This is a genomic window from Bradyrhizobium sp. NBAIM01, from assembly GCF_020194115.1.
In the GTDB taxonomy this organism is placed as follows: domain Bacteria; phylum Pseudomonadota; class Alphaproteobacteria; order Rhizobiales; family Xanthobacteraceae; genus Bradyrhizobium; species Bradyrhizobium yuanmingense.
On record NZ_JADYVU010000010.1, the window covers coordinates 82,744 to 105,731 of the forward strand.

Annotated in this window: 22 protein-coding genes; 12 read left to right on the plus strand and 10 right to left on the minus strand. The window is 66.0% G+C overall.

Annotated features, from left to right (window positions below; all coding sequences use genetic code 11):
- Positions 1–21: 21 nt before the first annotated feature.
- Positions 22–243 carry a hypothetical protein gene (locus I6F31_RS27320; protein ID WP_036006506.1) on the plus strand — a complete coding sequence of 74 codons (222 nt, stop codon included), beginning with the start codon at positions 22–24 and terminating at the stop codon, positions 241–243.
- A 32-nt stretch (positions 244–275) separates the two neighbouring features.
- Here I6F31_RS27320 and I6F31_RS27325 read toward each other — a convergent pair whose 3' ends face one another.
- From I6F31_RS27325 to I6F31_RS27350, 5 genes are all read right to left on the minus strand, one after another.
- Complete coding sequence (locus I6F31_RS27325) at positions 276–512, minus strand: hypothetical protein (protein ID WP_128263101.1); 237 nt, start codon at positions 510–512, stop codon at positions 276–278.
- 248 nt (positions 513–760) lie between these two features.
- Positions 761–1,105, minus strand: a complete 345-nt coding sequence (locus I6F31_RS27335) for a hypothetical protein (protein WP_225186400.1) — start codon at positions 1,103–1,105, stop codon at positions 761–763.
- Between the two features lie 107 nt (positions 1,106–1,212).
- Entirely contained in the window at positions 1,213–3,813 is a 2,601-nt protein-coding gene (locus tag I6F31_RS27340) for an EAL domain-containing protein (protein WP_225186401.1), read from the minus strand.
- Positions 3,814–3,951: 138 nt separating this feature from the next.
- Complete coding sequence (locus I6F31_RS27345) at positions 3,952–5,247, minus strand: MFS transporter (protein WP_225186430.1); 1,296 nt, start codon at positions 5,245–5,247, stop codon at positions 3,952–3,954.
- An 88-nt stretch (positions 5,248–5,335) separates the two neighbouring features.
- Entirely contained in the window at positions 5,336–7,765 is a 2,430-nt protein-coding gene (locus I6F31_RS27350; protein ID WP_225186402.1) for an EAL domain-containing protein, read from the minus strand.
- A gap of 288 nt (positions 7,766–8,053) precedes the next feature.
- On the opposite strand from I6F31_RS27350, the gene I6F31_RS27355 reads away from it, so the two are divergent.
- Positions 8,054–9,220: an ABC transporter substrate-binding protein gene (locus I6F31_RS27355; RefSeq protein ID WP_225186403.1), complete on the plus strand. Its 1,167-nt coding sequence runs from the start codon at positions 8,054–8,056 to the stop codon at positions 9,218–9,220.
- 6 nt (positions 9,221–9,226) lie between these two features.
- Here I6F31_RS27355 and I6F31_RS27360 read toward each other — a convergent pair whose 3' ends face one another.
- Entirely contained in the window at positions 9,227–10,204 is a 978-nt protein-coding gene (locus tag I6F31_RS27360) for a hydroxyacid dehydrogenase (RefSeq protein ID WP_225186404.1), read from the minus strand.
- 187 nt (positions 10,205–10,391) lie between these two features.
- Here I6F31_RS27360 and I6F31_RS27365 point away from each other — a divergent pair, with 187 nt between their 5' ends.
- On the plus strand, positions 10,392–11,873 hold the full coding sequence (locus I6F31_RS27365) for a caspase family protein (RefSeq protein WP_225186405.1): 1,482 nt from the start codon (positions 10,392–10,394) through the stop codon (positions 11,871–11,873).
- Between the two features lie 51 nt (positions 11,874–11,924).
- Here I6F31_RS27365 and I6F31_RS27370 read toward each other — a convergent pair whose 3' ends face one another.
- The 3 genes from I6F31_RS27370 to I6F31_RS27380 form a co-directional block, all read right to left on the minus strand.
- A complete protein-coding gene (locus I6F31_RS27370) occupies positions 11,925–12,290 on the minus strand; it encodes a hypothetical protein (protein ID WP_036037392.1) in 366 nt (121 codons plus the stop codon).
- Between the two features lie 34 nt (positions 12,291–12,324).
- Positions 12,325–13,617: a Spy/CpxP family protein refolding chaperone gene (locus I6F31_RS27375; protein ID WP_225186406.1), complete on the minus strand. Its 1,293-nt coding sequence runs from the start codon at positions 13,615–13,617 to the stop codon at positions 12,325–12,327.
- Between the two features lie 100 nt (positions 13,618–13,717).
- Positions 13,718–15,142: an FAD-linked oxidase C-terminal domain-containing protein gene (locus tag I6F31_RS27380; RefSeq protein WP_036024936.1), complete on the minus strand. Its 1,425-nt coding sequence runs from the start codon at positions 15,140–15,142 to the stop codon at positions 13,718–13,720.
- Positions 15,143–15,229: 87 nt separating this feature from the next.
- Here I6F31_RS27380 and I6F31_RS27385 point away from each other — a divergent pair, with 87 nt between their 5' ends.
- The gene (locus I6F31_RS27385) at positions 15,230–15,736 is read left to right on the plus strand and encodes a thioesterase family protein (protein WP_225186407.1); all 507 of its coding nucleotides are present in this window, start codon (positions 15,230–15,232) and stop codon (positions 15,734–15,736) included.
- Positions 15,737–15,800: 64 nt separating this feature from the next.
- On the opposite strand, the gene I6F31_RS27390 is transcribed toward I6F31_RS27385, so the two are convergent.
- Positions 15,801–15,974 (minus strand): DUF1328 domain-containing protein, encoded by a 174-nt coding sequence (locus I6F31_RS27390; protein WP_036006471.1) that lies wholly within the window; start codon positions 15,972–15,974, stop codon positions 15,801–15,803.
- A gap of 236 nt (positions 15,975–16,210) precedes the next feature.
- Here I6F31_RS27390 and I6F31_RS27395 point away from each other — a divergent pair, with 236 nt between their 5' ends.
- The 8 genes from I6F31_RS27395 (at position 16,211) to I6F31_RS27430 (ending at position 22,979) form a co-directional block, all read left to right on the plus strand.
- Entirely contained in the window at positions 16,211–18,769 is a 2,559-nt protein-coding gene (locus I6F31_RS27395) for a UvrD-helicase domain-containing protein (protein ID WP_225186408.1), read from the plus strand.
- Between the two features lie 8 nt (positions 18,770–18,777).
- Positions 18,778–19,065 carry a type II toxin-antitoxin system HicB family antitoxin gene (locus tag I6F31_RS27400; RefSeq protein ID WP_225186409.1) on the plus strand — a complete coding sequence of 96 codons (288 nt, stop codon included), beginning with the start codon at positions 18,778–18,780 and terminating at the stop codon, positions 19,063–19,065.
- An 88-nt stretch (positions 19,066–19,153) separates the two neighbouring features.
- Positions 19,154–19,570, plus strand: coding sequence for a hypothetical protein (locus I6F31_RS27405; protein ID WP_036006450.1), 417 nt, complete (start codon positions 19,154–19,156; stop codon positions 19,568–19,570).
- Positions 19,570–20,235, plus strand: coding sequence for an OmpA family protein (locus tag I6F31_RS27410; protein ID WP_225186410.1), 666 nt, complete (start codon positions 19,570–19,572; stop codon positions 20,233–20,235). Before I6F31_RS27405 ends, I6F31_RS27410 begins: the two co-directional genes overlap by 1 nt.
- 171 nt (positions 20,236–20,406) lie before the next feature.
- The gene (locus tag I6F31_RS27415; RefSeq protein ID WP_157284818.1) at positions 20,407–20,925 is read left to right on the plus strand and encodes an Mpo1-like protein; all 519 of its coding nucleotides are present in this window, start codon (positions 20,407–20,409) and stop codon (positions 20,923–20,925) included.
- A 27-nt stretch (positions 20,926–20,952) separates the two neighbouring features.
- Positions 20,953–21,984, plus strand: a complete 1,032-nt coding sequence (locus I6F31_RS27420) for an NAD-dependent epimerase/dehydratase family protein (RefSeq protein WP_225186411.1) — start codon at positions 20,953–20,955, stop codon at positions 21,982–21,984.
- 26 nt (positions 21,985–22,010) lie between these two features.
- Entirely contained in the window at positions 22,011–22,637 is a 627-nt protein-coding gene (locus I6F31_RS27425; protein WP_225186412.1) for an isoprenylcysteine carboxylmethyltransferase family protein, read from the plus strand.
- A 132-nt stretch (positions 22,638–22,769) separates the two neighbouring features.
- The gene (locus I6F31_RS27430) at positions 22,770–22,979 is read left to right on the plus strand and encodes a hypothetical protein (RefSeq protein WP_025038081.1); all 210 of its coding nucleotides are present in this window, start codon (positions 22,770–22,772) and stop codon (positions 22,977–22,979) included.
- Positions 22,980–22,988: the final 9 nt, after the last annotated feature.

Below are 22,988 nucleotides of genomic sequence, written 5' to 3' on the forward strand. Positions count from 1 at the left end.
GTGCCGATCCCAGGCCGGAGAGTGCAGATCGTGCCTCGCATAAAGCCAGATCACGGAACCATCACATTCTTTCTCGCGTCCGGCGCAAATCGGCAGATGTGCCGGCTTGCAACGACATTCAACACGCAGAAGCAGGCCTTCAGCTATCTGCAGAAGCATCGCACGGAGTTCGAGCGCATGGCGCGGGCGCGCCTGGCTTCAGGAGAGCTCGAGGAAGGGATTGTCGTGCTTTCGATGCTCTAGCGATACACGTGTGCGCGAGCGCTCTTGCGAACTCAGTTGATTGATCTGACTTTTCCGTAGACGAATGTCGCTGTCAGAACAGGGCCATCCGCATCCCGAACATTGATGGCGAGGCCGTCGCTGCTGGCGAGCGGCTCGCGCTGCTTGGCAATGTCGGCAAGAGACAGCGCCGCCTCGATCTCCGCGGCCCGCCGGCTGGCCAAATCGAGACCTTCTTCGTCCACGACGAGCGCTTCACCATCCCAGATATCAAAGTAGAACTGCGACACTAACTCGTCCTCTCGGACCGGCTTCGCCGTTCAGCCTCCCTCGCCAGCCGTTCGGCCTTCAGCCGCTCCCGATTTGTGTGGAAGGCCCGTTCTGCCTTCTCATAGTCGGTCGCGGGCTTCGTCGCGGTCCGCCTGAAGAGCTTGTTCGCCTCGGTCGCTGCACGCGATTGGGAATGCCGTCGCATTGCTCGTCCTCCTATCGCTGGTGGATTCGAAGTCCGCCGGTGCCGGCGGCTTTGTTGTCCGCCCTATTCCGGGATCGGCTTGCTGCGCCTGGACCGATCTATTCGTACCCGATCGAACTCCTTGGGTCCATCGAGCAGATCGCGCTTTCGAATTGCCCTATCCTCCGCCGTCGTCGTCGTGTCGCCCATCCGATCGATCGTATCGCCGGCCATCCTGCGAGCGCGCTGCTTCTGGCGATCCGGATCCGCGCTCACCGCAAGCCCCAGTTCCACCAAGCGGCCGATTGCCTCGGACAGGCCGAGCCTGTCGCTCTGACAAGCCATCCAGGCCGCGATGGCCTTGAGCTGCGGTTGCGAAGGTCGAAACCCTGCCGCTGGTGCGGTGGCGCTGCTTTCCGATCTTTTCATTGGGCCCGTGCAGTTTGCAAATAGGACACGGCGCGTGCTCCCGGCGGAGGACCAAGCCGCCGGTCGCTGATGCGTTCCTAGCGTCCGGCAATATTGCTCAACGGCGGCTACGCCGACTGCTTCACGGCAACCTTGTCCGCCACAAGGTCCAGCCGCCCCAGCATCGCCCTCGCCTGCTCGGCGCAATGCTCGATCAGCCAGCGCTCGAAGGCGACCGGCGGCAGGGGCGGCGCGTAGAGGAAGCCCTGGACGATGTCGCAGCCGAGCTCGGCCAGCGTCTTGCGCTGCCCCTCGGTCTCGACCCCCTCGGCGACCACGCTCATGCCGAGGCCCTGGCCGACGCGGACCACGGCGGTGGCGATCGCGAGCGCGCCCGCGTCCTGCTCGATGTCGCGCATGAAACTGCGGTCGATCTTGAGCTCGCGGATCGGCAGATGCGCTAGCCGGCTGAGGCTGGAATAGCCGGTGCCGAAATCGTCCACCGAGAGGCCGACGCCGAGCTCGCGGATCGCGTTCATCGTCTCCAGCGCTGCGGCTCCGTCCTGCATGAACGCGCCTTCGGTGATCTCCAGCATCAGCGCATCCGGCGGCAGATCGTGCTCGGCCAGGATGTCCTTGAGCCGCGCGGCCAGCGTGACGTTGCGGAAATTGATCGGCGACAGATTGACCGAGACGCAGGGGATGTTGAGCCCGGCGCGGCGCCAGCTCGCCATCTGACGGCAGGCCTCGCGCACGGACCACATGCCGATCTGCTCGATCAGCCCGCATTCCTCGGCGAGCGGGATGAACTTTGCCGGCGAGACGTCGCCGAGCACGGCATCGCGCCAGCGCGCGAGCGCCTCGACGCCGTGGATCGCGCCGTCGCAGCTGCGGATCTGCGGCTGGTAGCTGAGGCTCAGCACAGCTTCCGCGACGGCGCGGCGCAACGCCGCGATCAGCGCCAGCCGCTGCTCCGCGAGCACGTTCATCTCGGCACTGAAGAGGCGATGCGTCGAGCGTCCGGCCTGCTTGGCCATGTACATGGCGGCGTCCGCCTGCTGCATCAATGTGTCGATGTCGGTGGCGTGATCGGGATAGAGGCTGATTCCGATGCTGGCGGACATCGGCATCAGCTTCGATCCGAGCCGCAACGGTGCGGACAGGGCCTCGGTGATCCCGGCCGCGATGCGCTCAGCGGCCTCGGCATTGCGTTGCGGCAGCAGGATGACGAACTCGTCGCCGCCGAGCCGTCCCAGCATGTCGTCGGGACCGATCTGCTCGCGCAGGCGCTGCGCGAGCAGGATCAAGAGCTCGTCGCCGGCGGCGTGGCCGAGCGTGTCGTTGACGTCCTTGAAATGATCGACGTCGAGGAAGGCGAGCGCGACATGGCCTCCGGTCGGACAGGCATTGATCGCGGTCGTGATCAGGTGGCGCAGCTGCGCGCGGTTCGGCAGGCCGGTGAGCATGTCGTGATAGGCGAGCCGCGCGATTTCGGCGCGCGCCTCCTTGCGCTCGATCGCGAACGCGCCGAGGTTGACGCAGGCATCGACGATCTGGCGGTGCCATCGGCTCGGCGCCCGCGGTTCGCGATAATAGAAACCGAAGGTGCCGATGACCCGGCCGTCCTTGGCCTTGATCGGCGTCGACCAGCAGGCGCGCAAGCCCACTTCGAGCGGCCGCGCCTTGTAGGGCTGCCAGCGCGGATCGGCATCGATGTCGGCGACCAGAACCGGAATGCCGTAGAAGGCTCCGGTTCCGCACGTGCCGACCTCGGGACCGATCGCGATGCCGTCGAGCGAACGGGAATAGTCCTCGGGCAAGCTCGGGCCGCCCAGCGGATGGAGCAAGCCGGCGGCATCGACGTGCAGCAGCGAGCAGACGACGCCGGGCGCGATCTGCTCGACGCGGCGGCACAGCCGATCGGCAATCTCGGTGATCGGCGCCTCGTCGGCGAGCGCCGCCATGATCAGTTGCTGCAGCGAGCGCAGCTGCCGGGATTCGGTGATGTCCTCGAGTAGCGCGAAGATGTGCTTGACCCGGCCTTTCTTGTCGCGGAAGGCGTCGATCCGGGCAGAGACCCAGATCTCCTCACCATCCCTGTCGTAGACGAGCACCTCGGCCTCGTCGCGCTGACCGCCATGCATCAGCCGCTTGACGAGCTTCGCAATCGCCTTGCGATCGGTGTGGCGGCCGGCAATGAGCTCACCGGCGCGGCGGCCTTCGGCCTCCTCGCTGGTATAGCCGAACAGCGCCGTGAACGCGGAATTGACGTAGACGATGTTCTGCTCGACGTCGGTGATGATCACCACGCGGTTGGTCTGGTCGGAGACCGCGTGGAGAAGTGCGATCCTGGCGCGGCGTTCGGCATCGAGGGTGACGTCGCGCGCCAACACGATGTGATGGGTCGCGCCGTCGACCGTCGCCGACGACATCGCGATCTGCGCCTTGATACGGCTGCCGTCGTGCCGCACGAGGCTGATCTCCTCGCGGAAATCCGCGGTCGCACCGGCGCTTAGGCATTTGAGGGTGAGGACGGCGGCATCGCGACCGAGCACCTCGGCGGCGGCGAGCTTCCAGATCCGTTCCGCGGCGGGGTTGAAGTGGGTGATGCGATGCGCCTCATCGACGATGACGATGCCATCGTCGGCGCGTTCGAGCGCGGCGCGCAGCACGTCAGGAATTTCAGTCGCAAGGTGATCGGAGGCGGGCATCGTCTGGACCAGCGGCATCGGGAAATGCGGCAATCGGCGAGAGGTTAGCGCTCCGATGGTGTCCAAGACGTTTTTGCAATTCCGGCGCGCTGCACCAAGAGGCGGCATGATTAACGCTTCGCGAAAACGCCGAAGGTATCTTGAAGCGTACTGGACCTATTCGGATGCCGTTTTGAGCTTGTGCAGCCGGCCGGCCACGGCCCTCACCTTGCCCGGCGCCGCCCGCCAGATCGCAAGCGCCGACACCCCGCTCACGACCATGGCGAGGGCGAAAGCGAGCGTGTAGTCGCCGGCGCGATCATAGAGGACACCGGTCAGCCACGGTCCGGCCGCACCGCCCGCCAGCGCCGCGAGCATGATCGTGCCGAAGATGCTGCCCTGGTGCCTGCCCTGGAATATCTCGAACACCACCGCGCCCATGATCGAGGTGAGACCGTAGCCGAGCGCGCCTTGCGTGAACACCATCAGATAAACCAGCCAGAGCGAAGCCTGATATTTCAGCGCGATCAGCGCGGCGAAGCAGATGACGAAACCCGCACAACTGATCGCCCACACCCACTCCCTGCCGATGCGGTCGGAGACGTGCCCCAGCACGATCTGGCCGGGAATGCCGAGCAGGCTGACCATGCCGAGCGCCCACACCGCAACGCCGGGGCTGAAGCCGATATCGAGCAGGAATTTGGTCTGGTGCACCTGCACCGCGTACCAGATGTACAGGCCGCAGAAATAGCCGAGCGCGATCCACCAGAACCGAGCGGTCGCGACGGCGCGCTGCAGCGTCCAGTCGGTGTTGACCCAGACGGGATCGACCACGTTGGAGACCGGGCTTGCCGCGCCTGCGGCGGGTGCGGCATCGCCGTCCGGCTGGAGCCCGATGTCCTCGGGACGTTTGTGCAGCAGCAGATTGATCGGCGCCAGCGCGATCAGGACGAGCAGGCCCATCGCGGTGCAGGCGGTGCGCCAGCCGGTCTGCTCGATCATGTGCTGCGCCCATGGCAGCAGCGTCACCGAGCCGATACCGACGCCGGCGAAAGCGATACCGATGGCGAAGCCGCGCTTGCGGATGAACCAGTTCGGCAGGAACAGCGACTGGCCGGAATAGCCGAGACAGACGCTGCCGGCACCGACCATAACGCCGATGGTGACATAGAGGTGCCACGGCGCGCTGGTCAGCGGCGCCAGCAAAAGGCCGCCGCCCATCAGCACGACCCCGAGCTCCATCACCGCGCGCGGACCCGCGCGGTCCATCAGGCGGCCGATCAGCGGGCTGACCACGCCCGACACAACGAAGCCGAAGGAGAAGGCACCCGCCGTGACGCCGCGCTCCCAGCCGAACTCGGAGATGATGGGTGGAAAGAACAGCGAAAAGGCGGTGCGCGCGTTGACGCCGATCGCCATGGTGACGAAGGTCACGGCGACGACGATCCAGCCGTAGAAGAACGGAAGCCGCATGTTGTGTGCTTGTTTCATCCCTAGACGGTTCTTCGGACCATCTGGGGATGTCCGGGTCAAGCGCTTTTCGCGCATGCCTCGGGCGCGCTCAGGCGGCGTCGAGCCGTGATGATTTGACCGGCGCGTCGAACAGGATCCGCTCGATCGGATGCGGCCGGCCGAACAGATAGCCTTGCGCGAAATTGACGCCGAGCGCCTTCAGCCGGTCGAACTCCTCGCGCGTCTCGACGCCTTCGGCCGTGACCGACATGTCCAGTCCGCGCGCCAGCGTCACGATCGAGGAGATGATGGCGGAAGAGCGCGGCTGCTGCGTCAGATTGCGAATGAACGACTTGTCGATCTTGATCTTGTCGAACGGGAACGCGGTCAGGTAGCTGAGCGAGGAATAGCCGGTGCCGAAATCATCGAGCGCGAGCTCGACCCCGAGCTGCTTCAGCCGCTCCATGAAGGCATGATTCTCGCTGCCGCGCTCCAGCAGCACGGATTCCGTGATCTCGATCTCGAGCCGCTGCGGCGGCAGGCCGGAATCGGCGAGCGCCGCGCAGATCATGTCGAACAGCTCGGCTTCCTTGAACTGGATCGGCGAAAGATTGACGGCGATCATGAGATCGGCAGGCCAGCCGGCTGCGTCCGCGCAGGCGCGCCGCAGCACGAATTCGCCGAGCGGCACGATCAGCCCGGTCTCCTCCGCAAGCGCAATGAACTGGTCCGGAGGGATCAGGCCGCGCGTCGGATGCCGCCAGCGCACCAGCGCCTCGAAGCCGCGTCGTTCGCCGCTGAGCGCGTCGACGAACGGCTGATAGTGCACCTCCAGCTGGCAGCGCGCGATGGCGTCGCGCAGATCTCCTTCCAGCGTATTGCGGGCCTCCAGCTCGGCCGACATCGCCTCATCATAAACGGTGAAGCAGTTGCGGCCGGCCGATTTCGAGCGATAGAGCGCGAGATCCGCTTTCTTCAGGAGCTGCTCCTGATCGCTGCCATGATCCGGCGCAATTGCGATGCCGATGCTGGTGCCGATCTCGACGCGGTGTCCGGGCAGCAGGAACGGCTCGCTCACGAGCTTGGCGATCCGCGCCGCCAGATCGGTCGAGCAGGCGCGCTGGTCCTCGCCGGCTTGCTGGATGATGGCAAATTCGTCGCCGCCGAGCCGCGCCAGCACGTCGTTGGCGCGCAGCGCGGATTTCAGCCGCTGCGCCACCTGGCGCAGCAGCGCATCGCCGGCCGCGTGGCCGAGGGAATCGTTGACGTTCTTGAAGCGATCGAGGTCGAGCATCAGGATCGCGAAGGGCTCGCCCCTCACGCTCAACTTGCCGTTCATCTCGTCGAGCCGGGTGAGGAAAAAGGCGCGGTTCGGCAATCCCGTGAGGATGTCGGTCTGTGCAAGCTCGAGCACGCGCCGGTTCGCCAGCGACAGCCGCCGCGAATTGCGGCTGGCGAGCATCAGATAGGTCGACAGCGACAGCGTCAGCAGCATGCCGACGACGAGGACCGCAACCGCGCGGTCGTAAGTCGTCGCCAGCGGACCGCCGGCGGTCGGAACCGCCCGCACCTGCCAATCGGTGTCGCCGATCTTGAGACTGCCCGACCAGTGCAGGGTCCGCGCGATGTCCCGCATCGACCGCAGCGCCGAGGCGGCCGACGCATAATCCGGCAGCATCTGCTCGAGGCTGACGATCTGCGCCGTGTACGGCGGGAAGACCGTCATGCTGACCGCGGGGCTGGCTCCGGTGGTCACGCGGATAGACTGGATCAGCAGCGGCAGGTCGAAGACGCCGACCACGACGCCGGCGATATTGCGGCGCCGGTCCGCGATCTCCTCGCGCGAGGTTCCCTTAGCGTAGACGGGAACGACGACGAGGACATAGGACGGCCGGTCGCTGTCCTTCGGCCCGAACAGGCGCGTGCGCATGGCTGCGACGCGATCGTTGTCGCGCGCGCGCTCCAGCACCGCCCGTCGCTCCGGAACGGTCGTGTAGTCCATGCCGTAAACCGACGAGGTCTTCGGCTGCGTCGAGTAGAACACCGGAAAATATTCGTCACTCTGCGGCGCGATGACGAAGCTCTCGCCCTCCAGCGCCTTGATGTGATAGCTCGACACACCGTCCCGGATCGCCGCGGCCTCGTAATCCGCGCGCTCCTTGCGGTTGATCCGCGGCAACCAGGAGATGCGCAGCATGCCGGGGTGACGCTCGAACAGGCGGGCGCTGAAGGTCTCGAATTCGCTGCGGGTGACTTCTTCGTTGGTCGATTCGAACAACGTGCGCAGCGCGAGAAGTCTCGATATGTACTCGTTCATGCCGTTCTGCAGGACGATCGCCTGGGTCTCGGCTGCGTTCTCGAACTCGATCCTGTTGACGCGATCTTCCCACCGCGCGACGGCGGCAGCGCCCACGATCGAGAACAGCAGGCCAACGCCAACCGCGACGAGCGCAGGACGATAGAGCCCGAGCAGCGGCGCGGCACGCCACCATCCGCCTCTACGTCTCCGATCCTGATCGTTCTGATCGCGACCGCCCATCTTGAAGCCGCCGTCCCCTGTCCGCGACGAACCGAACCTCTGGTTGAGGTGCCGGTGCCGCTATCGGAACAAGACGGCGGTTAAGAAGTGCACAATTTCGGAAACCAGTCGTACCGCAATGCGGAAATTAGTTAACGAAGTGCACGAGCGATCCCGGCTTTCTCGACATAAGTTGCCGGTTTTCCCCGGTGTAATACGGCCTCTCTGCGCCGTGGCGCTTAGCGAGCTATTCAGCCTCGCAAGGCTATGTTGCGCAAGGTTTCTTTCAAGGATCCGGCAAGCCTCCCGATGCATCGAATTCGATCAGCGAGATCCGTCGTTGTGACCATCGCGCTTCTGGCCGCGACCACGCTGGTTGCGAGGGGCAACGAGGCCGGCATCAGCGAGGATGCAATCCTGTTCGGCCAGGCCGCGGCGCTGGAAGGCCCGTCCTCCGCGCTGGGACAGCGCATGCGGCAAGGCATCGTCGCCGCATTCACCGAGGCCAATGCCAAGGGCGGCGTTCATGGCCGCAAGCTCCAGCTCATCAGCCGCGACGACGGCTACGATCCCGACCGTTCGGTGGCGCAGACGCTGCGTCTGATCGACGACGACAAGGTGTTCGCGCTGATCGGTGCGGTCGGCACGCCGACCGCGATGGCGACGATACCGATCACCAGCTCCAGGAACGTGCCCTTCATCGGCCCGTTCACCGGCGCCGAGTTCCTGCGCGATCTCGAGCTTCCGAACGTCGTCAATATCCGCGCCAGCTACGGCGCGGAGGCGGAAGCCTGGATCAAGCATCTCACCGAGGATCGCAAGTTCACCCGCATCGGCATCTTCTACCAGGACGATTCCTTCGGCCGCGACGGGCTTGTCGGCGTGAAGCGGGCGCTCGCCAAGCGCGGGCTCGAGCTCGCCGCCGAGGGCACTTACGAGCGCAACACCCGCGCGGTCGGCCAGGCCTGGCGCATGATCAAGCGCGCCGACCCCGAAGCCATCGTCATGGTCGGGACCTATGGTCCGTGCGCGGAGTTCATCAAGCTCGCCCGCCGCAGCGGCGCTCGTCCAACCTTCGTCAACATCTCCTTCGTCGGCGCCGTCGCGCTCGCCGCGGAGCTCGGCCCGGAGGGCGAAGGCGTCATCGTCTCGCAGGTGGTGCCGTTTCCCTGGGACCGCTCGCTCAAGCTCGTCGCCGACTATCAGGCGGCGCAAAAGGCGTACGACCCGGCGCTGACGCCGGACTTCGTGTCGCTGGAAGGCTATCTGTCCGGCCGCCTCGCGGCCGCGGCGCTGGAAAAGGCCGGCCCCAATCCGACCCGCGCCAGCCTGCTGCGCGCCATCAACGATACCGGCCGTTTCGACATCAGCGGCAGCATCGTCACCGTCGGCACACGCATGCTCGACACGCCGCCGAAGGTGTTCCTGACCGTGATCCAGAAGGACGGGACGTTCAAGGCGGTGGACCGGCTCTAAGACCCTTCACGGCCGCCGCGTCCAGCGATCGGCGTTGACGGCGCCTTGCGGGATTTCTCCCCTCGCGATGGCCTCGACCTGTCGCACGGTCTCCAGCGACTGGTATTCGATGGCCTGCGGCGTCAGCCCGCCGACATGGGGCGTCGCGATGACATTCGGCAGCTTGGCAAGACCGGGCGTCGGCATCTGGTCCGGCGCGCGGCCGACATCCATGGCGGCGCCGGCGATGCGGCCCTCACGCAGCGCGCCTGCCAATGCGGCCTCGTCGACCAGATTGCCGCGCGAGAGATTGATGAAGACGGCGTGCTTCTGCATGCGCGCCAGCGCCGCCTCCCCGATCAGGTTTTCGGTCTGCTCGTTGGCGATGGCGAGGCAGACGACATAGTCCGATGCGGCGAGGAGCTCGTCGAGATCGACCTGCCGGATCGCGGCATCGCTGACGGTTACGAAGGGATCGGAGACCAATACCTCCATGCGCAGCACTTTTGCGATCTCGGCGAGGTAGCGCCCGATGCTGCCGTAGCCGATGATGCCGATCCGGCTGCCGGCGAGTTGGCGGCCCATCCGTGCTTCCGGCTTGCGGCCTGCCTGGTAATCTGCGGTGGTCCGCGACACGCCGCGGGAGAGATCGACCATGAAGCCGAGCGCGAGCTCGGCCACGGCCTGCACGAAGCCGGGCCCGGCGCGGGTCACGAGCACGCCGGCTTGCGAGGCCGCATCCACGGCGACATTGCGGATGTCGACGGCGCAGCGGACGAAGGCCCGCAGACGCGGCAATTGCGCAAAGATCTCGCCGCGCCCTTCGGTCATGCGGTCGGCGACGATGATGTCGGCGTCTTTGGCTGCGCGCACCAGGCCGGCGGCGTCCAGCGGCTCATCCTTCTCGTGCAGGATCACCTCGGCGGCCGCCCGCAGGCCGTTCAGGCTGCGATCGCCGTAATAATTGCGCCGCATCTCCGGGGTGTGCGCGAGCAGAACCTTCACGACAAGCCTCCCTCACTGGCAGAATGCCCGCGGCAGCGCGGTCGAAAGGTCTAGCACAAGGACGGCTCCGGCAGATACCCTGCCCCATTTTGCCGCGGCCCTTGAGTGATCCAGCGCACAGACGCCCTCATGGCGCGGACTTAGAAATAGTGACATCATCGTGCGCATTGCCGTTGGAGGTGACATCATGCGCCGTCCAGTCTTTTCGAATTTGGTTCTTGCGTCCGGTCTTCTCGCACTCACCCAGTTGGTGACGCCCACGGACGCGGCCGCCGAAGCGCGCCTTGCGCTGGTGATCGGCCAATCGGCCTATCGCACCGTGCCGGAGCTGCCGAACGCCGCCAACGACGCCAAGGGCATGACGGAGCTGCTCGGCAGTGCCGGCTTCACCGTCACCACGGCGGCCAATCTGGCCCAGACCGAGATGCGCGCGGCGATCTCGGACTTCGCCGGCAAGGTCAGTGCCAGCGGCCCCGACACCGTCGCGCTGGTGTTCTATGCCGGCCACGGCCTTCAGATCGACGGCGAGAACTATCTGGTGCCTGTCGATCTCGATCCCAAGCGCGAGGCCGACATCCCGCTGCAGGGCGTGCGGCTGAACGACATGCTCAACACGCTCGGCGCGCTGCCGACGCGGGCGCGCATCTTCATGCTCGATGCCTGCCGCAACAACCCGTTCCCCGCGCTCAGCGGCGCCGGCCACGGCCTTGCGATCGTCGATACCAAGGCCGGCGCGCCCGGCTCGTTCATCTCCTATTCGACCTCGCCCGGCGCCGAGGCCGAGGACGGCAACGGCCTCGACAGCCCCTATACGACGGCCGTGCTGACCGTCGCCAAGCAGCCGAACCTGCCGATCGAGGAGATGTTCAAGCGCATCCGTGTCGCGGTGGCGCAGTCGACCGACGGCCGGCAGATCCCCTGGGAAAGCTCCTCGCTGACCACCGATTTCAGGTTCTTCGGCGAGAGCGGCGGCAGCACGCCCGCTCTTCCCGGCGCATCCGCCATGGCGCTCGCCGGCGGCACGCGCAGCGTCGCAGACTGGCGCAAGACATTGCAGGGCAAGCCGGCCATGGTCGCCTATGAGCTCGTGATCACCGAGGACACCGTGGAGGCGTATCAGGCCTATATCGAGCTGTACGCCCAGGACACCCGCACGCCGCGCTTGCGCACCGTGCTGGAGCGGCGTCGCCAGATGCTGGCGTGGGAGCGTGCCACCGCGATCAACACCCGCGCCTCGTTCGAGGCATACCTCGCGAACTGGGACAACAGCGATCTCGCGGCAACCGCGCGCCGGCTGCTGCTGCGCGTGCAGAACCGCAACTACACCGTGCCCGTGGCCGCCGCGGCGACGCCCGTCGCGGTCGCGATGGCGCCGACCTGCCCGTGCTCGACGCCCGCGACACCGGCAACACCGGTCAACCCGTCGGTCCCGCCCGTGATCAAGAAGCGCGTCGAGGAAACCCCGCCGAAGCGCAAGGTGGTCGAGACGCCGCCCAAGCGACGGCCGCCGTCCGAGCAAGTGGTCTACGAGCGCGCACCGCCGCCGGATCGCGGCCCGCCGCCCGAGGCCGTGATGCAGGGCATCGGCATCGGTGTGGGGATCGGCCTCGGCATGGGAATGGGCGGCCGCGGCGGCGACCATAACAGCGGTGGCTACCGCAGATACTGAGCCGGTCCGGCACCAGCAGCATTCGGCTCGCGCCAATCGCGCGAGCCGAGCTTATTGCGACAGGGCCGGATGGTCCCGGAGCACGGCTTCTCGAATCCAGCCTGCCTGGATCGCACGCGACAAGATCTGCGCCGTCTTGATGTCCTCAGCCTTCATGCAGAGATCCACGATGCGGCGCACGGCGTCGTCGCGCATCAGATCGTCGGAGATCTTCATCGCGATCTCCATGGCAGCGCGGGCTGCGCGCTCATAGCGCTCGCGCGTGCTGGTCGGCGCCGAAGCACCGGCGGCTTCGGCGATCGCCCGCGCAGCCTGGCAGATATTGCGAATCCGGTCGGCTGCTTCGATGTCGCCGAGCGGCCCCCCGATCGGCTCGTCCCAGACGTCTGCCGGCTCTCGCCTCGCGAACCACTTCATTGCCCCACCAATGGTCTTCAATTGCTCGCGGCGTTCAGGACATGCGGCGCGGGCCGATCGCCTCGAACTGCGCCTTCTGCTCGTCGTTGAGCGTGGCGTAGAAATCATCGAGCGCCGCCCGCACCGACTTGATCCCGTCCAGCATGACATCGAGACGCTTGCGGATCGCGGCCATGCGGGCCGGAGGCGTCATCACCTCATTGGGCTCGCAGGACGCCTTGAGCGATGTGCTAACTTTGGCGCTGGTGTCCTGGAGCACCTGGAGTGCCGCGCGCTGAGTGTCGTTCGGACGAAGCCGTTCTTCGATCGTGGCGCCGGGCCAATCGAACGCGGCGGACGGGCTGCAAGTCTGCACCGACGATCCGCCCGCATTGTTCGATGCCGCGGCACGACGTTGATCGTCGGCAAGCGCATTGAAGCGCGCCTTCTGCTCGTCGTTGAGCGAACCATAGAACTGGTCCAGCGCAGGCTGAACCAGATCGACGGCCTTCTGCATCGCCTCGACCCGCTGCTGCATGGCGGCGAGCCGGCCGGGCGCCGTCGCCGCGGCCTGCGTCGGACAGGAGGTGCGGATCAGCTCCGCCGCGTCGATCGAAGCATTGCCGAGCGCATCGAGAGCAGCGCCTTGCGCAGCCGTCGGCTGCACGGCGGCTGCGATCTGATCGATCGGCAGGCCGACGATGGCGCGGCGATCGCTGCCGCAAAGCTGATCGAGCGGCGCGCTGCGCGCCCGCCGCCGTCCCTGCGGCTGCTGCGGCAGATAAGCCGACAGCCGATCATAGCCATAGGGGGCGAAAATGCCGGCATAGATGTCCGGATAGCCGTAGCCCCAGAAGCCGAGCCCGTCGCCCCAGATCGTGTAATCGTAGAGATCGTTATAGGCGAACGGCCAGAACAGCGGCCCGACCCAGCCGTAGCCGCCGCCGGGATGTTGCCACCATCCGCTGCTTGCACCGCTCCAGCCGGCGAGTGCCGCCGCCGCGGCAATCTGCGCGCGGGCCGCCGGATTGCTGATCAGCCGGCCATTGCGGAAGGCGCTGGCGTTCCAGGCGTTGCGGAAGTTCGCCGGCCGTATCGCGGCATTGCGGATCTGGCCGAAGCTCGGGCCGCCACGTCGGGCACCGGTTGTGAACCGGATGGCGCGATGATGCCCGCCATGCGCATGCCCGCCGCCGTGGCCGCGGACATGGCCGCCGTGGTGACCGCCGCCGCGCCCGCCGCCATGCCCACCTCCATGGCCGCCGCCGTGTCCGCCCTTCGCGAACGCGGCCCCCGCAAGCATGCAGGCAAAGGCCACCGCGGCAATTCCCATGACCGGTCGCACCATCGCACCCTCCCGCGCAAAGCCCTGCCATTGAGCATCGGAAATTGGCGGGAATTGGAACCGGCAGGATTGCCGAAAGTTCCCGGTTCCGGAGGGCGCCGCCTTATGCCTCCGGCACGATCTTGCCGGGATTGAAGATGTTGAGCGGATCGAGTGCCTGCTTCAGCGCCCGCATCGCATCGAGCGCCTCGGGGCCGAGCTCGGCCTCGAGATATTTCTGCTTGCCTTGGCCGATGCCGTGTTCGCCGGTGCAGGTGCCGTCCATGGCCTGCGCACGCTCGACCAGACGATGCATGAACTCCTCGCCGCGCGCCATCTCGTCGGCGTCGTTGGTGTCGCACACCAGCGAGCAGTGGAAATTGCCGTCACCGACATGGCCGACGATCGGCGACAGCAAATTGAGGCGCTTGAGATCCTCCTCGGTCTCGCTGACGCAGTCGGCGAGCCGCGAGATCGGCACGCAGACGTCGGTCGCGACCACGCCGATGCTGTCGCCGGGCCGCAGCGCCTTCACCGACCAATAAGCATCGTGCCGCGCCTGCCACAGCTTGGTGCGGTCCTCCGGCTTGGTGGTCCAGGAGAAATCGCCCCCGCCGCAGTCCCTCGCGATCTCGCCGAACGCCTTGGATTGCTCGGCGACCTCGATCTCGCTGCCGTGGAATTCCATCAGCAGCAGCGGCGTCTCCGGCAGCGTCAGCTTGGAATAGGCGTTGCAGGCCTTGACCTGCGCGGCATTGAGCAGCTCGATGCGCGCGACGGGAATGCCGGTCTGGATCGCCAGGATCACGGCCTGGCAGGCGCCGTGGACGGTCTCGAACGACACCGCACCGGCCGCGATCGTCTCGGGGATGCCGCGCAGGCGAATGGTCAGCTCGGAGATGATGCCGAGCGTGCCTTCGGCGCCGACGAACAGATGCGTCAGGTCGTAGCCGGCGGACGATTTCTTGGCGCGCGTGCCCGTGGTGATGATCTCGCCGTCGCCGCGCACCACTTTCAGCGCCAGCACGCTGTCGCGCATGGTGCCGTAGCGCACCGCATTGGTGCCGGAGGCGCGGGTCGAGGCCATGCCGCCGAGCGAGGCATCCGCGCCGGGATCGATCGGGAAGAACAGGCCCTGGTCACGCAGATGCTCGTTGAGCGCCTTGCGGGTGACGCCGGGCTGGATCACGCAGTCGAGGTCTTCGGCATGCACCGCGAGCACCTTGTTCATGTCGCGCAGGTCGATCGAGATGCCGCCCGCGGGCGCGTTGACCTGCCCCTCCAGCGAGGTGCCGGTGCCGAAGGGAATGACGGGCACGCGATGTCTGGCGCAGATCCGCACCACGTCCTGGATGTCGGCGGTCTCCTGCGCCATCACCACGCCGTCGGGCGGCTGGTTGGGTATCCAGGTGGTGGTATGGCCGTGCTGCTCGCGCACGGCCTGCGAGGTGATGAGGCGGTTGCCGAAGCGCGCGGCAAGCTGCTCCAGCGCGCTTGCGAGGGCTTTCGGCTCCGGCCGCGGCGGATTATTGGTGATGGTCGTACCCACGGAATTCCTCCCGACGAGAAGAGACCGTGGCAAAGGACATATAACCGGTCAAGTCAAGGGACCGGACGCATAGCTTGGGAAGGACACATGCCGGAGACTGCCGCCACAGCGCCGAACGCAGAGCCGTTTCGCTCCTCGATCATGCAGGTCGAGCCGCAATGGATCGACTATAACGGCCATCTCAACATGGCCTATTACAACGTGATGTTCGATCGGGCGATCGACGAGTTCTGGCTCGAGCTCGGAATTGGCCCGGTCTACAAGACAGAGCGCCACGGCTCGACCTTCACCGCAGAGTGCCATGTACGCTATTTGCGCGAGATCCATCTCGGCGATCCCGTGCAAATCCTGGTGTGGCTGCTGAACGCCGACGACAAGCGGCTGCACACATTCGAGGAGATGCGGCACGGCACCGAGGGCTGGCTGTCGGCGACGTCCGAGAACATGTCACTGCACATGGACATGAATGCGCGGCGCGTCGCGCCTTTTCCGACCGACATCCAGCAGCGCATTGCTGGAGTTGCCAAGTCCCACGGCGCCTTGACGCGACCCGAGGGCATCGGCCGGAGCGTGGCGATGCCCTCGAAGCGTTAGTGGCTCAGGCGCCGTCTGCCGCCTGTGTTCACCTCTCCCCGTCGGGGAGAGGTGAACATCGCAGCTATATTCTGTTGCGGCCCCGGGCGAGGCCGACGACGGCCGAGACCAGGAACAGAACGACTGCGATGAAGAAGATGATCTTGGCGATCTCGATCGAAGCGCCGGCGACGCCGCCGAAGCCCAGGATGCCGGCGATCAGTGCGATAACCAGAAACGTCACAACCCAGCCTAGCATGGTCAAACCCTCGTCTTGATGTTGTCTGCGATCGACGCGGCTGGCCGCGCCACCTGTCCTGACAATCTCGACGCGAGAACGATAGTTCCGGTCCCGGCGGGAGCGAAATTCGCTGGCTCAGCTGGAACAAATCGGCCTGCCGCGCACGTGGAAAACCCGGCCCGGCGCCCCATATAGGCACCAATCCCTGTTAAGAAGGCTCCCTTCCACCACCCCGCGGTGCCATCGTGGGGCCGATGATTCGCATGACCGAGCCGAGCAAGATCACAGCCGTACCCGACCACCAGCCCGCAGCCGGCGGCATCGCCGCGCGTGCGCGCGCCTCGGTGGGCCCGAAATACCTCGCTGGGCTCAATCCGGAGCAGCGCGAGGCAGTGGAGACGCTGGACGGCCCGGTCCTGGTGCTGGCCGGCGCCGGCACCGGCAAGACGCGCGTGCTGACCACGCGCATCGCCCACATCCTGAGCCAGGGCCGCGCCCGTCCCGCCGAGATCCTGTCGGTGACCTTCACCAACAAGGCCGCGCGCGAGATGAAGCACCGGCTCGGCCAAATGCTCGGCCACGCCGTCGAAGGCATGCCATGGCTCGGCACCTTCCACTCCATCGGCGGCCGTATCCTGCGCATCCATGCCGAGCTGGCGCAGCTCAAGTCGAACTTCACCGTGCTCGACGTCGACGACCAGGTCCGGCTGCTCAAGCAGCTGCTGCAGGCCGAGAACATTGACGAGAAGCGCTGGCCGGCGCGGATGCTGGCCGGCCTGATCGACGGCTGGAAGAACCGCGGCTTGATGCCTTCACAGGTACCGTCGGGCGAGGCCGCGATGTTCGCCAACGGCAAGGGCGGCAAGCTCTATGCGAGCTACCAGGAGCGGCTGAAGATTTTGAATGCGGCCGACTTCGGCGATCTCCTGCTGGAGAACATCCGCATCTTCCGCGAGCACCCGGATATCCTCAGGCAGTACCAGCAGCGCTTCAAGTTCATCCTGGTCGACGAGTACCAGGATACGAACGTCGCACAATATCTGTGGCTGCGGCTGCTGTCGCAGGCGCCTTCTTCCACCTCTCCCCGCTTGCGGGGAGAGGTGGCATCGCGAAGCGATGCGGGTGAGGGGGCCTCTCCAAGCACCGAGCTCGTGGAGACTCCCCCTCATCCCGGCCTTCTCCCCGCAAGCGGGGAGAAGGAGAAGACCAAAAACATCTGCTGCGTCGGTGACGACGACCAGTCGATCTATGGCTGGCGCGGCGCCGAGGTCGACAACATCCTGCGTTTCGAGCACGATTTCCCCGGCGCCAAGGTCATTCGCCTGGAGCGCAACTATCGCTCGACGGGTCACATCCTCGCCGCCGCCTCGCACCTGATCGCACACAATGAAGGCCGGCTCGGCAAGACGCTGCGCACCGAGGACCAGGACGGCGAGAAGGTCACCGTCACGGGCTCATGGGATTCGGAAGAGGAAGCCCGCGGCATCGGCGAGGAGATCGAGCAGCTGCAGCGCCAGGGCGAGAAGCTGAACGAGATCGCCATCCTGGTGCGCGCGTCCTACCAGATGCGCGAGTTCGAAGACCGCTTCGTCACGCTGGGCCTGCCCTATCGCGTCATCGGCGGCCCGCGCTTCTACGAGCGCGCCGAAATCCGCGACGCGCTCGCCTATTTGCGCGTCATCAATTCGCCGGCCGATGATCTCGCCTTCGAGCGTATCGTCAATACGCCCAAGCGCGGGCTCGGCGACGCCACCGTGCAGATGCTGCACGACCACGCCCGCAAGCGCCGCATTCCCCTGTTCGAGGCGGCGCGCGCCGTGGTCGAGACCGACGAGCTGAAGCCGAAGGCGCGCGGCTCGCTTCGCGATCTCATCGTGCAGTTCGACCGCTGGCGTGCCCAGCGCGAGGTCACCGCGCACACCGATCTCGCCCAGATCGTGCTCGACGAGAGCGGCTATACCGAGATGTGGCAGAAGGACCGCTCGGCGGATGCCGCGGGCCGGCTGGAGAACCTGAAAGAGCTGGTGCGCTCGATGGAGGAGTTCGAGAACCTGCAAGGGTTCCTGGAGCACATCTCGCTGGTGATGGACCGCGAGGGTGGCGCCGAGGACGACGCGGTGTCGCTGATGACGCTGCATTCGGCCAAGGGGCTCGAATTCGACAACGTGTTCCTGCCCGGCTGGGAGGAAGGCCTGTTCCCGAGCCAGCGCACCTTGGACGAACAGGGCCGCGCCGGCCTGGAAGAAGAGCGCCGGCTCGGCCATGTCGGCCTGACCCGCGCCCGCCGCCGCGCAAAGATCTATTTCGCGACCAATCGCCGGATCCATGGTACCTGGTCGACCACGATCCCGTCGCGCTTCCTCGACGAATTGCCGGCGGCCAATGTCGAGATCACGGAGTCCAAGGGCGGCTCCGGATGGGGCGGCAGCGGCGGCTACGGCGCCTCGCGCTTCGACGACATGGAGGCGTTCGGCTCCAGCTATTCGACCCCAGGCTGGCAGCGCGCGCAGGCGAACCGGAATCGCGGCCGAAGCGGCGGCTTCGAGGAAGAGGCCGCGACGTTCTCGACCTCCTCGTCATCCGGTCCCGATTTCGGCAGCTTCGCCTCGCGCCGGCGCGGGCCCCTGACGATCGAAGGCGAGCTGGTCGCCAAATCGACCGGCACGACGTCCGAATTCTCGCTGGAAGACCGCGTCTTCCACCAGAAATTCGGCTATGGCCGCGTCACCAAGATCGACGGCAACAAGCTCACCATCGCCTTCGACAAGGCCGGCGAGAAGAAGGTCGTGGACAGTTTCGTGCAGCGGGCGTGAGGCCCGATATGGCTCAGTACGTTGCCATCATCGAGGACGCCGAGCCGGACGAAACCGTGAGCTTGTGGTTCCCGGACCTGCCCGGTTGCATCTCTGGCGGCGACGACGTCGACGAAGCCCTGGAGAATGCGCCCGAGGCGCTCGCATTCTATGCGCAGGAGCTGACCGCGGACGGTCGCCAGCTGCCCCCGCCACGGACGCTGGACGAGCTCAAGGCCGATCCGGCGTTTGCCGAGGATGTCAGGAACCACACGGCCGTCCTGATCGAATGGCCGCCCCGCATCGACGCCGAGTGAGGATTGTTCGCCGCACTGCGCAACTCTCGACAGTTCTCGCCCGAACGCCCCTTGACCGCCGCGGACTTCCCCGTATCAGATGCAACCCATGGTCCGGGGCTCCGTCACATTGATCGTGCTTGCATTGGGGATGCCGTCGCTTGCGGCGGCGGAGACCATGAGCTTTGGCGATTCGATCGGCAAGCTGGCGGCGAGCTGCGGGGCGGAAATCGTCGCCAATTGCCGCGGCGTCAACCCGGATTCGAACCGGCTGAAGGAATGCCTGTCGCGCAATCGCGACGTGCTCTCGCCGCAATGCACGAGCGACTATCTCGGCGTGTTCGACGCCATCCAGAAGCGCGTCGCCGCGCGCGTGACGGTAGCGAACGCCTGCCAGCGCGAGATCGTCAAGGTCTGCGGCGGCTCGACCAAGGAGACCAGCAAGTCGATCCCGTGCCTGGTCTCGACGCCCAAGGGCATCAGCAACAACTGCCTGAAGGCCGTTGACGACGCGGGGTATCGCTGATGCGCGCGAACGGGCTCGCCACCGCAGGACTGGGCTTGGCGCTGGGGCTCGCTTTGCTCGCGGGCCCCGCCGGCGCGCAGACGGCGGCGCCGACCCGCGACGACATTGTCGCGAAGCTGAACCATTTCGAAGAGGCCGCCGAGGTTGACCTGCCCGCGCTGAAGCAGCAGGTGATGGAGCGCGCCAAGACCAGGATCAAGAACGATCCGGGGCCGGTGAACCGGCCGCTGATCGCGCCGGAGCTCGCCAAGCTGCCCGCCTTCAATGCGCAGATCCAGTTCGACGCCGACACGCCGATCATCCAGCCGGCGTCCTACCAGACCGTTGGCCGCATTGCGGACGCGCTGGTTCATTCCTCGCTGCTGCCCTACACTTTCCTGATCGTCGGCCACGTCGAATCCAATTCGAAGACGCGCGAGGCCAATGCGATCCTGAGTCAGCGCCGGGCCGATGCGATCCGTGACGTCCTGGTGAACACCTTCAAGATCTCGACCAAGCGGCTGCATCCGATCGGCCTCGGCGAGGAGCAGTTTCTCGATCGGGCCAAGCCGACCTCCGCCGTCAACGGCCAGTTGCAGATCCTGACTTATGCCAAGCTGCCGGAGGAGCCGCGTCCGGCTGCGATGCCGGCGCCTGCGGCGAAAAAGCCCGCCAAGAAGCGCTGAGCGAAGGCGACTCCGCCGCTGACGGAACCCCTTGAAGTGCGGACTATTTTGCAGCCTGTCCCGGGCGCGTGCGCACGGTTTCACGCGACAAAAGTGCCGGTTTGTGCACCGCCCGGACCAGTGCTATAGCCTCTGTTCGCCCTTCCCGACCCCGTGCTGCATGAGACCGAAATGGGTGGCTTTTTCCAGCGCCAACTTGCCGTTTATGTCGAGTACCATCGCGATCCCCGCAACACGGCGATGCATGTGGTCGGCATTCTGCTGCTGTTCACCGGCGCCGTGCTGCCGCTGACGCTGGTCAAGCTTCCGCTGTTCGGATTCAACGTCAGCCTGGCGGTGGTCCTGGCTGTTCCGGTCTTGATTTACTGGCTGCTGCTCGACGCGGCGCTCGGGCTCGGCATTCTGGCCGTCTCCGTCGTGCTATTTTCGGTTGCGACGACCATCGCGGCGCAAGTCAGCACCGCAACGATGTGGGCGATTTTTGCGACGCTGGTGGTGCTCGGCCTCGCCGCGCAGGCCATCGGCCACAAGGTTTTTGAGGGGCGCGAGGCCTCGTTGTTCACGTTCCCCTCGCATCTTTTGCTTGGACCGATGTTCGTCATGGCAAAATTATTCATTGCATTGGGCTTCCGTCGCGACCTTGCCGCGATTCTGGCGCCTCTTCCGGCCAATTCTCTTTCAACCCGATAACGCTCGAAGCGAAATAGCAACTTCTGCATGGCTCTCGTCCTGGTTACCGGTGGCAGTGGCTTCATCGGACATCACCTCGTAGAAGCGCTCCGCGCCCGTGGGCAGCGGGTCCGCGTTCTCGATGTCCGTGTGCCGAGCGCGGCGAACGCGGATGTCGAGCACGTCCACGGCTCGGTGCTGGACTGTGCCGCGGTCGATGCGGCGATCGCCGGTTGCGATCAGGTCTATCACCTCGCCGGCCTGCCCGGCATGTGGGTCGCCAACAAGCAGGACTTTCACGAGGTCAATTGCCGCGGCACCGAAATCGTGCTGGCGGCGGCGATGAAGCGCGGCGTCTCGCGCTTCCTGCACTGCTCGACCGAATCGATCCTGTTCCCCTATTCCGACCTCAAGGGCGTTCCCGCCGAAGAGGCGCTGCAGCCGGCCGAGGCGATGCCCGGCGCCTACACGCGGTCGAAATCGCTTGCCGAGCATCATGCCGCCAAGGCGGCAGATGCGGGCTTCCCGCTGGTGATCGGCACGCCGACCATGCCGATCGGCGCCGCAGACCAACATCTGACACCGCCGACCGCGATGCTCTGGTACTTCCTGCAGAAGAAAGTGCAGCCGCATCTCAACTTCCTGGTCAACCTCGTCGACGTCCGCGACGTCGCCATGGGTCTCGTGCTGACCATGGAACGCGGCCGCCTCGGACAGCGCTACATCCTCGGCGGCGACTGCGTCCCGCTCGGCGACATCCTGCGCATGATGTCGGCGATGAGCGGCCGCCGGCAATTTCCGGTCGTCGTACCTGGCAAGATCGCCGAGCTCTCCGCGATCGTGCTCGAATACATCGCCGACCACATCACGCGCCGGCCGCCCAACGGCACCGCCGAGGGCGTGCGGATCGCGCTCGCCGCGAGCGATCTTTCGATCGGCAAGGCCCGAACCGAGCTCGGCTATTCGCCGCGTCCGATCGAGCCGGTCTTGCGGGAAACCATCACCCATCTGCTCGCCCGCAACGGCCAGCAGCCCTCCGGCGCCCTCAAGCATCACGCGCTGTCCTCGCGCGCGAGCTGACGCCGCTTCAAACGCAAAGAACCTTCATGTCTTTCGATTTCAGCAAGCTTCTCTCTGTCGCCTGGGGTGGCTGGACCACGACCTGGCCGACACAACTGCTCGCCCTGATCTGGCTCGCTTTTCTGGCCAGCTGGGTCGGCGCCTCGTTCTGGCAGGGGCAGACCAAGAAGCAGGTGATGACGCTGGAGTCGCAGCGCTATCGCCTGCCGATCCTGGTCGGCGGCATTCTGTACACGCCGTTCATTGCGGAAGCCATGGGCTGGAAGCCGCTTTGGGTGCTCGGCAACACCGGCATCATCATCGCTGCGGTCCTCTCAGTCGCCGGCATCGCTTTCGCATGGTGGGGCCGGCTGCATCTCGGAAAATTCTGGTCCAACACCATCACCCACAAGGAAGACCACCGCGTCATCGACACCGGCCCCTACGGTATCGTCCGTCACCCGATCTACACCGGCCTGATCTTCGGCATGCTGGTGACCGGCATCGCGATCGGCTTGGTGACGACGATCCTCGGCGCGATCCTGATCTCGCTCGGCATGTGGCAGAAGGGGCGGATGGAAGAGGTGTTCCTCTCGAAGGAGCTCGGCGAGGACGCCTATGGCGCCTATTGCCGCCGCGTTCCGATGATCATTCCGTTCACGTCGCCGCGGTAAGGGCGTCACGCTCGTATCCCGGGCGCGCTGCGTTGCGTCCGAGGCACGAGCGCACGATCTGCCCCCCAAGGAACCACCCCTCCGCTCGTCCGTTAGCCCCGACATCTGTCAACGGCCGCAGAGCATCGAGCCATGTCGGACGCCTACGATTATTTTCGCGCACACGCGATCGCCGCCGTCCGCAAGGCGCGGGCGCTGCCCCCCGGGCGTACGAAGCAGAAGCAGCGCACGGTGGCGCGGGTCTATCATCTGCTCTCCAGGGAAGCGGCGCTGGCGCCGAACATCCGTCACTTGGATGATTTTCGCGCGGCACGACGGCTGGAGCGGCAGATCGGCCGTTGATCTCCGGGC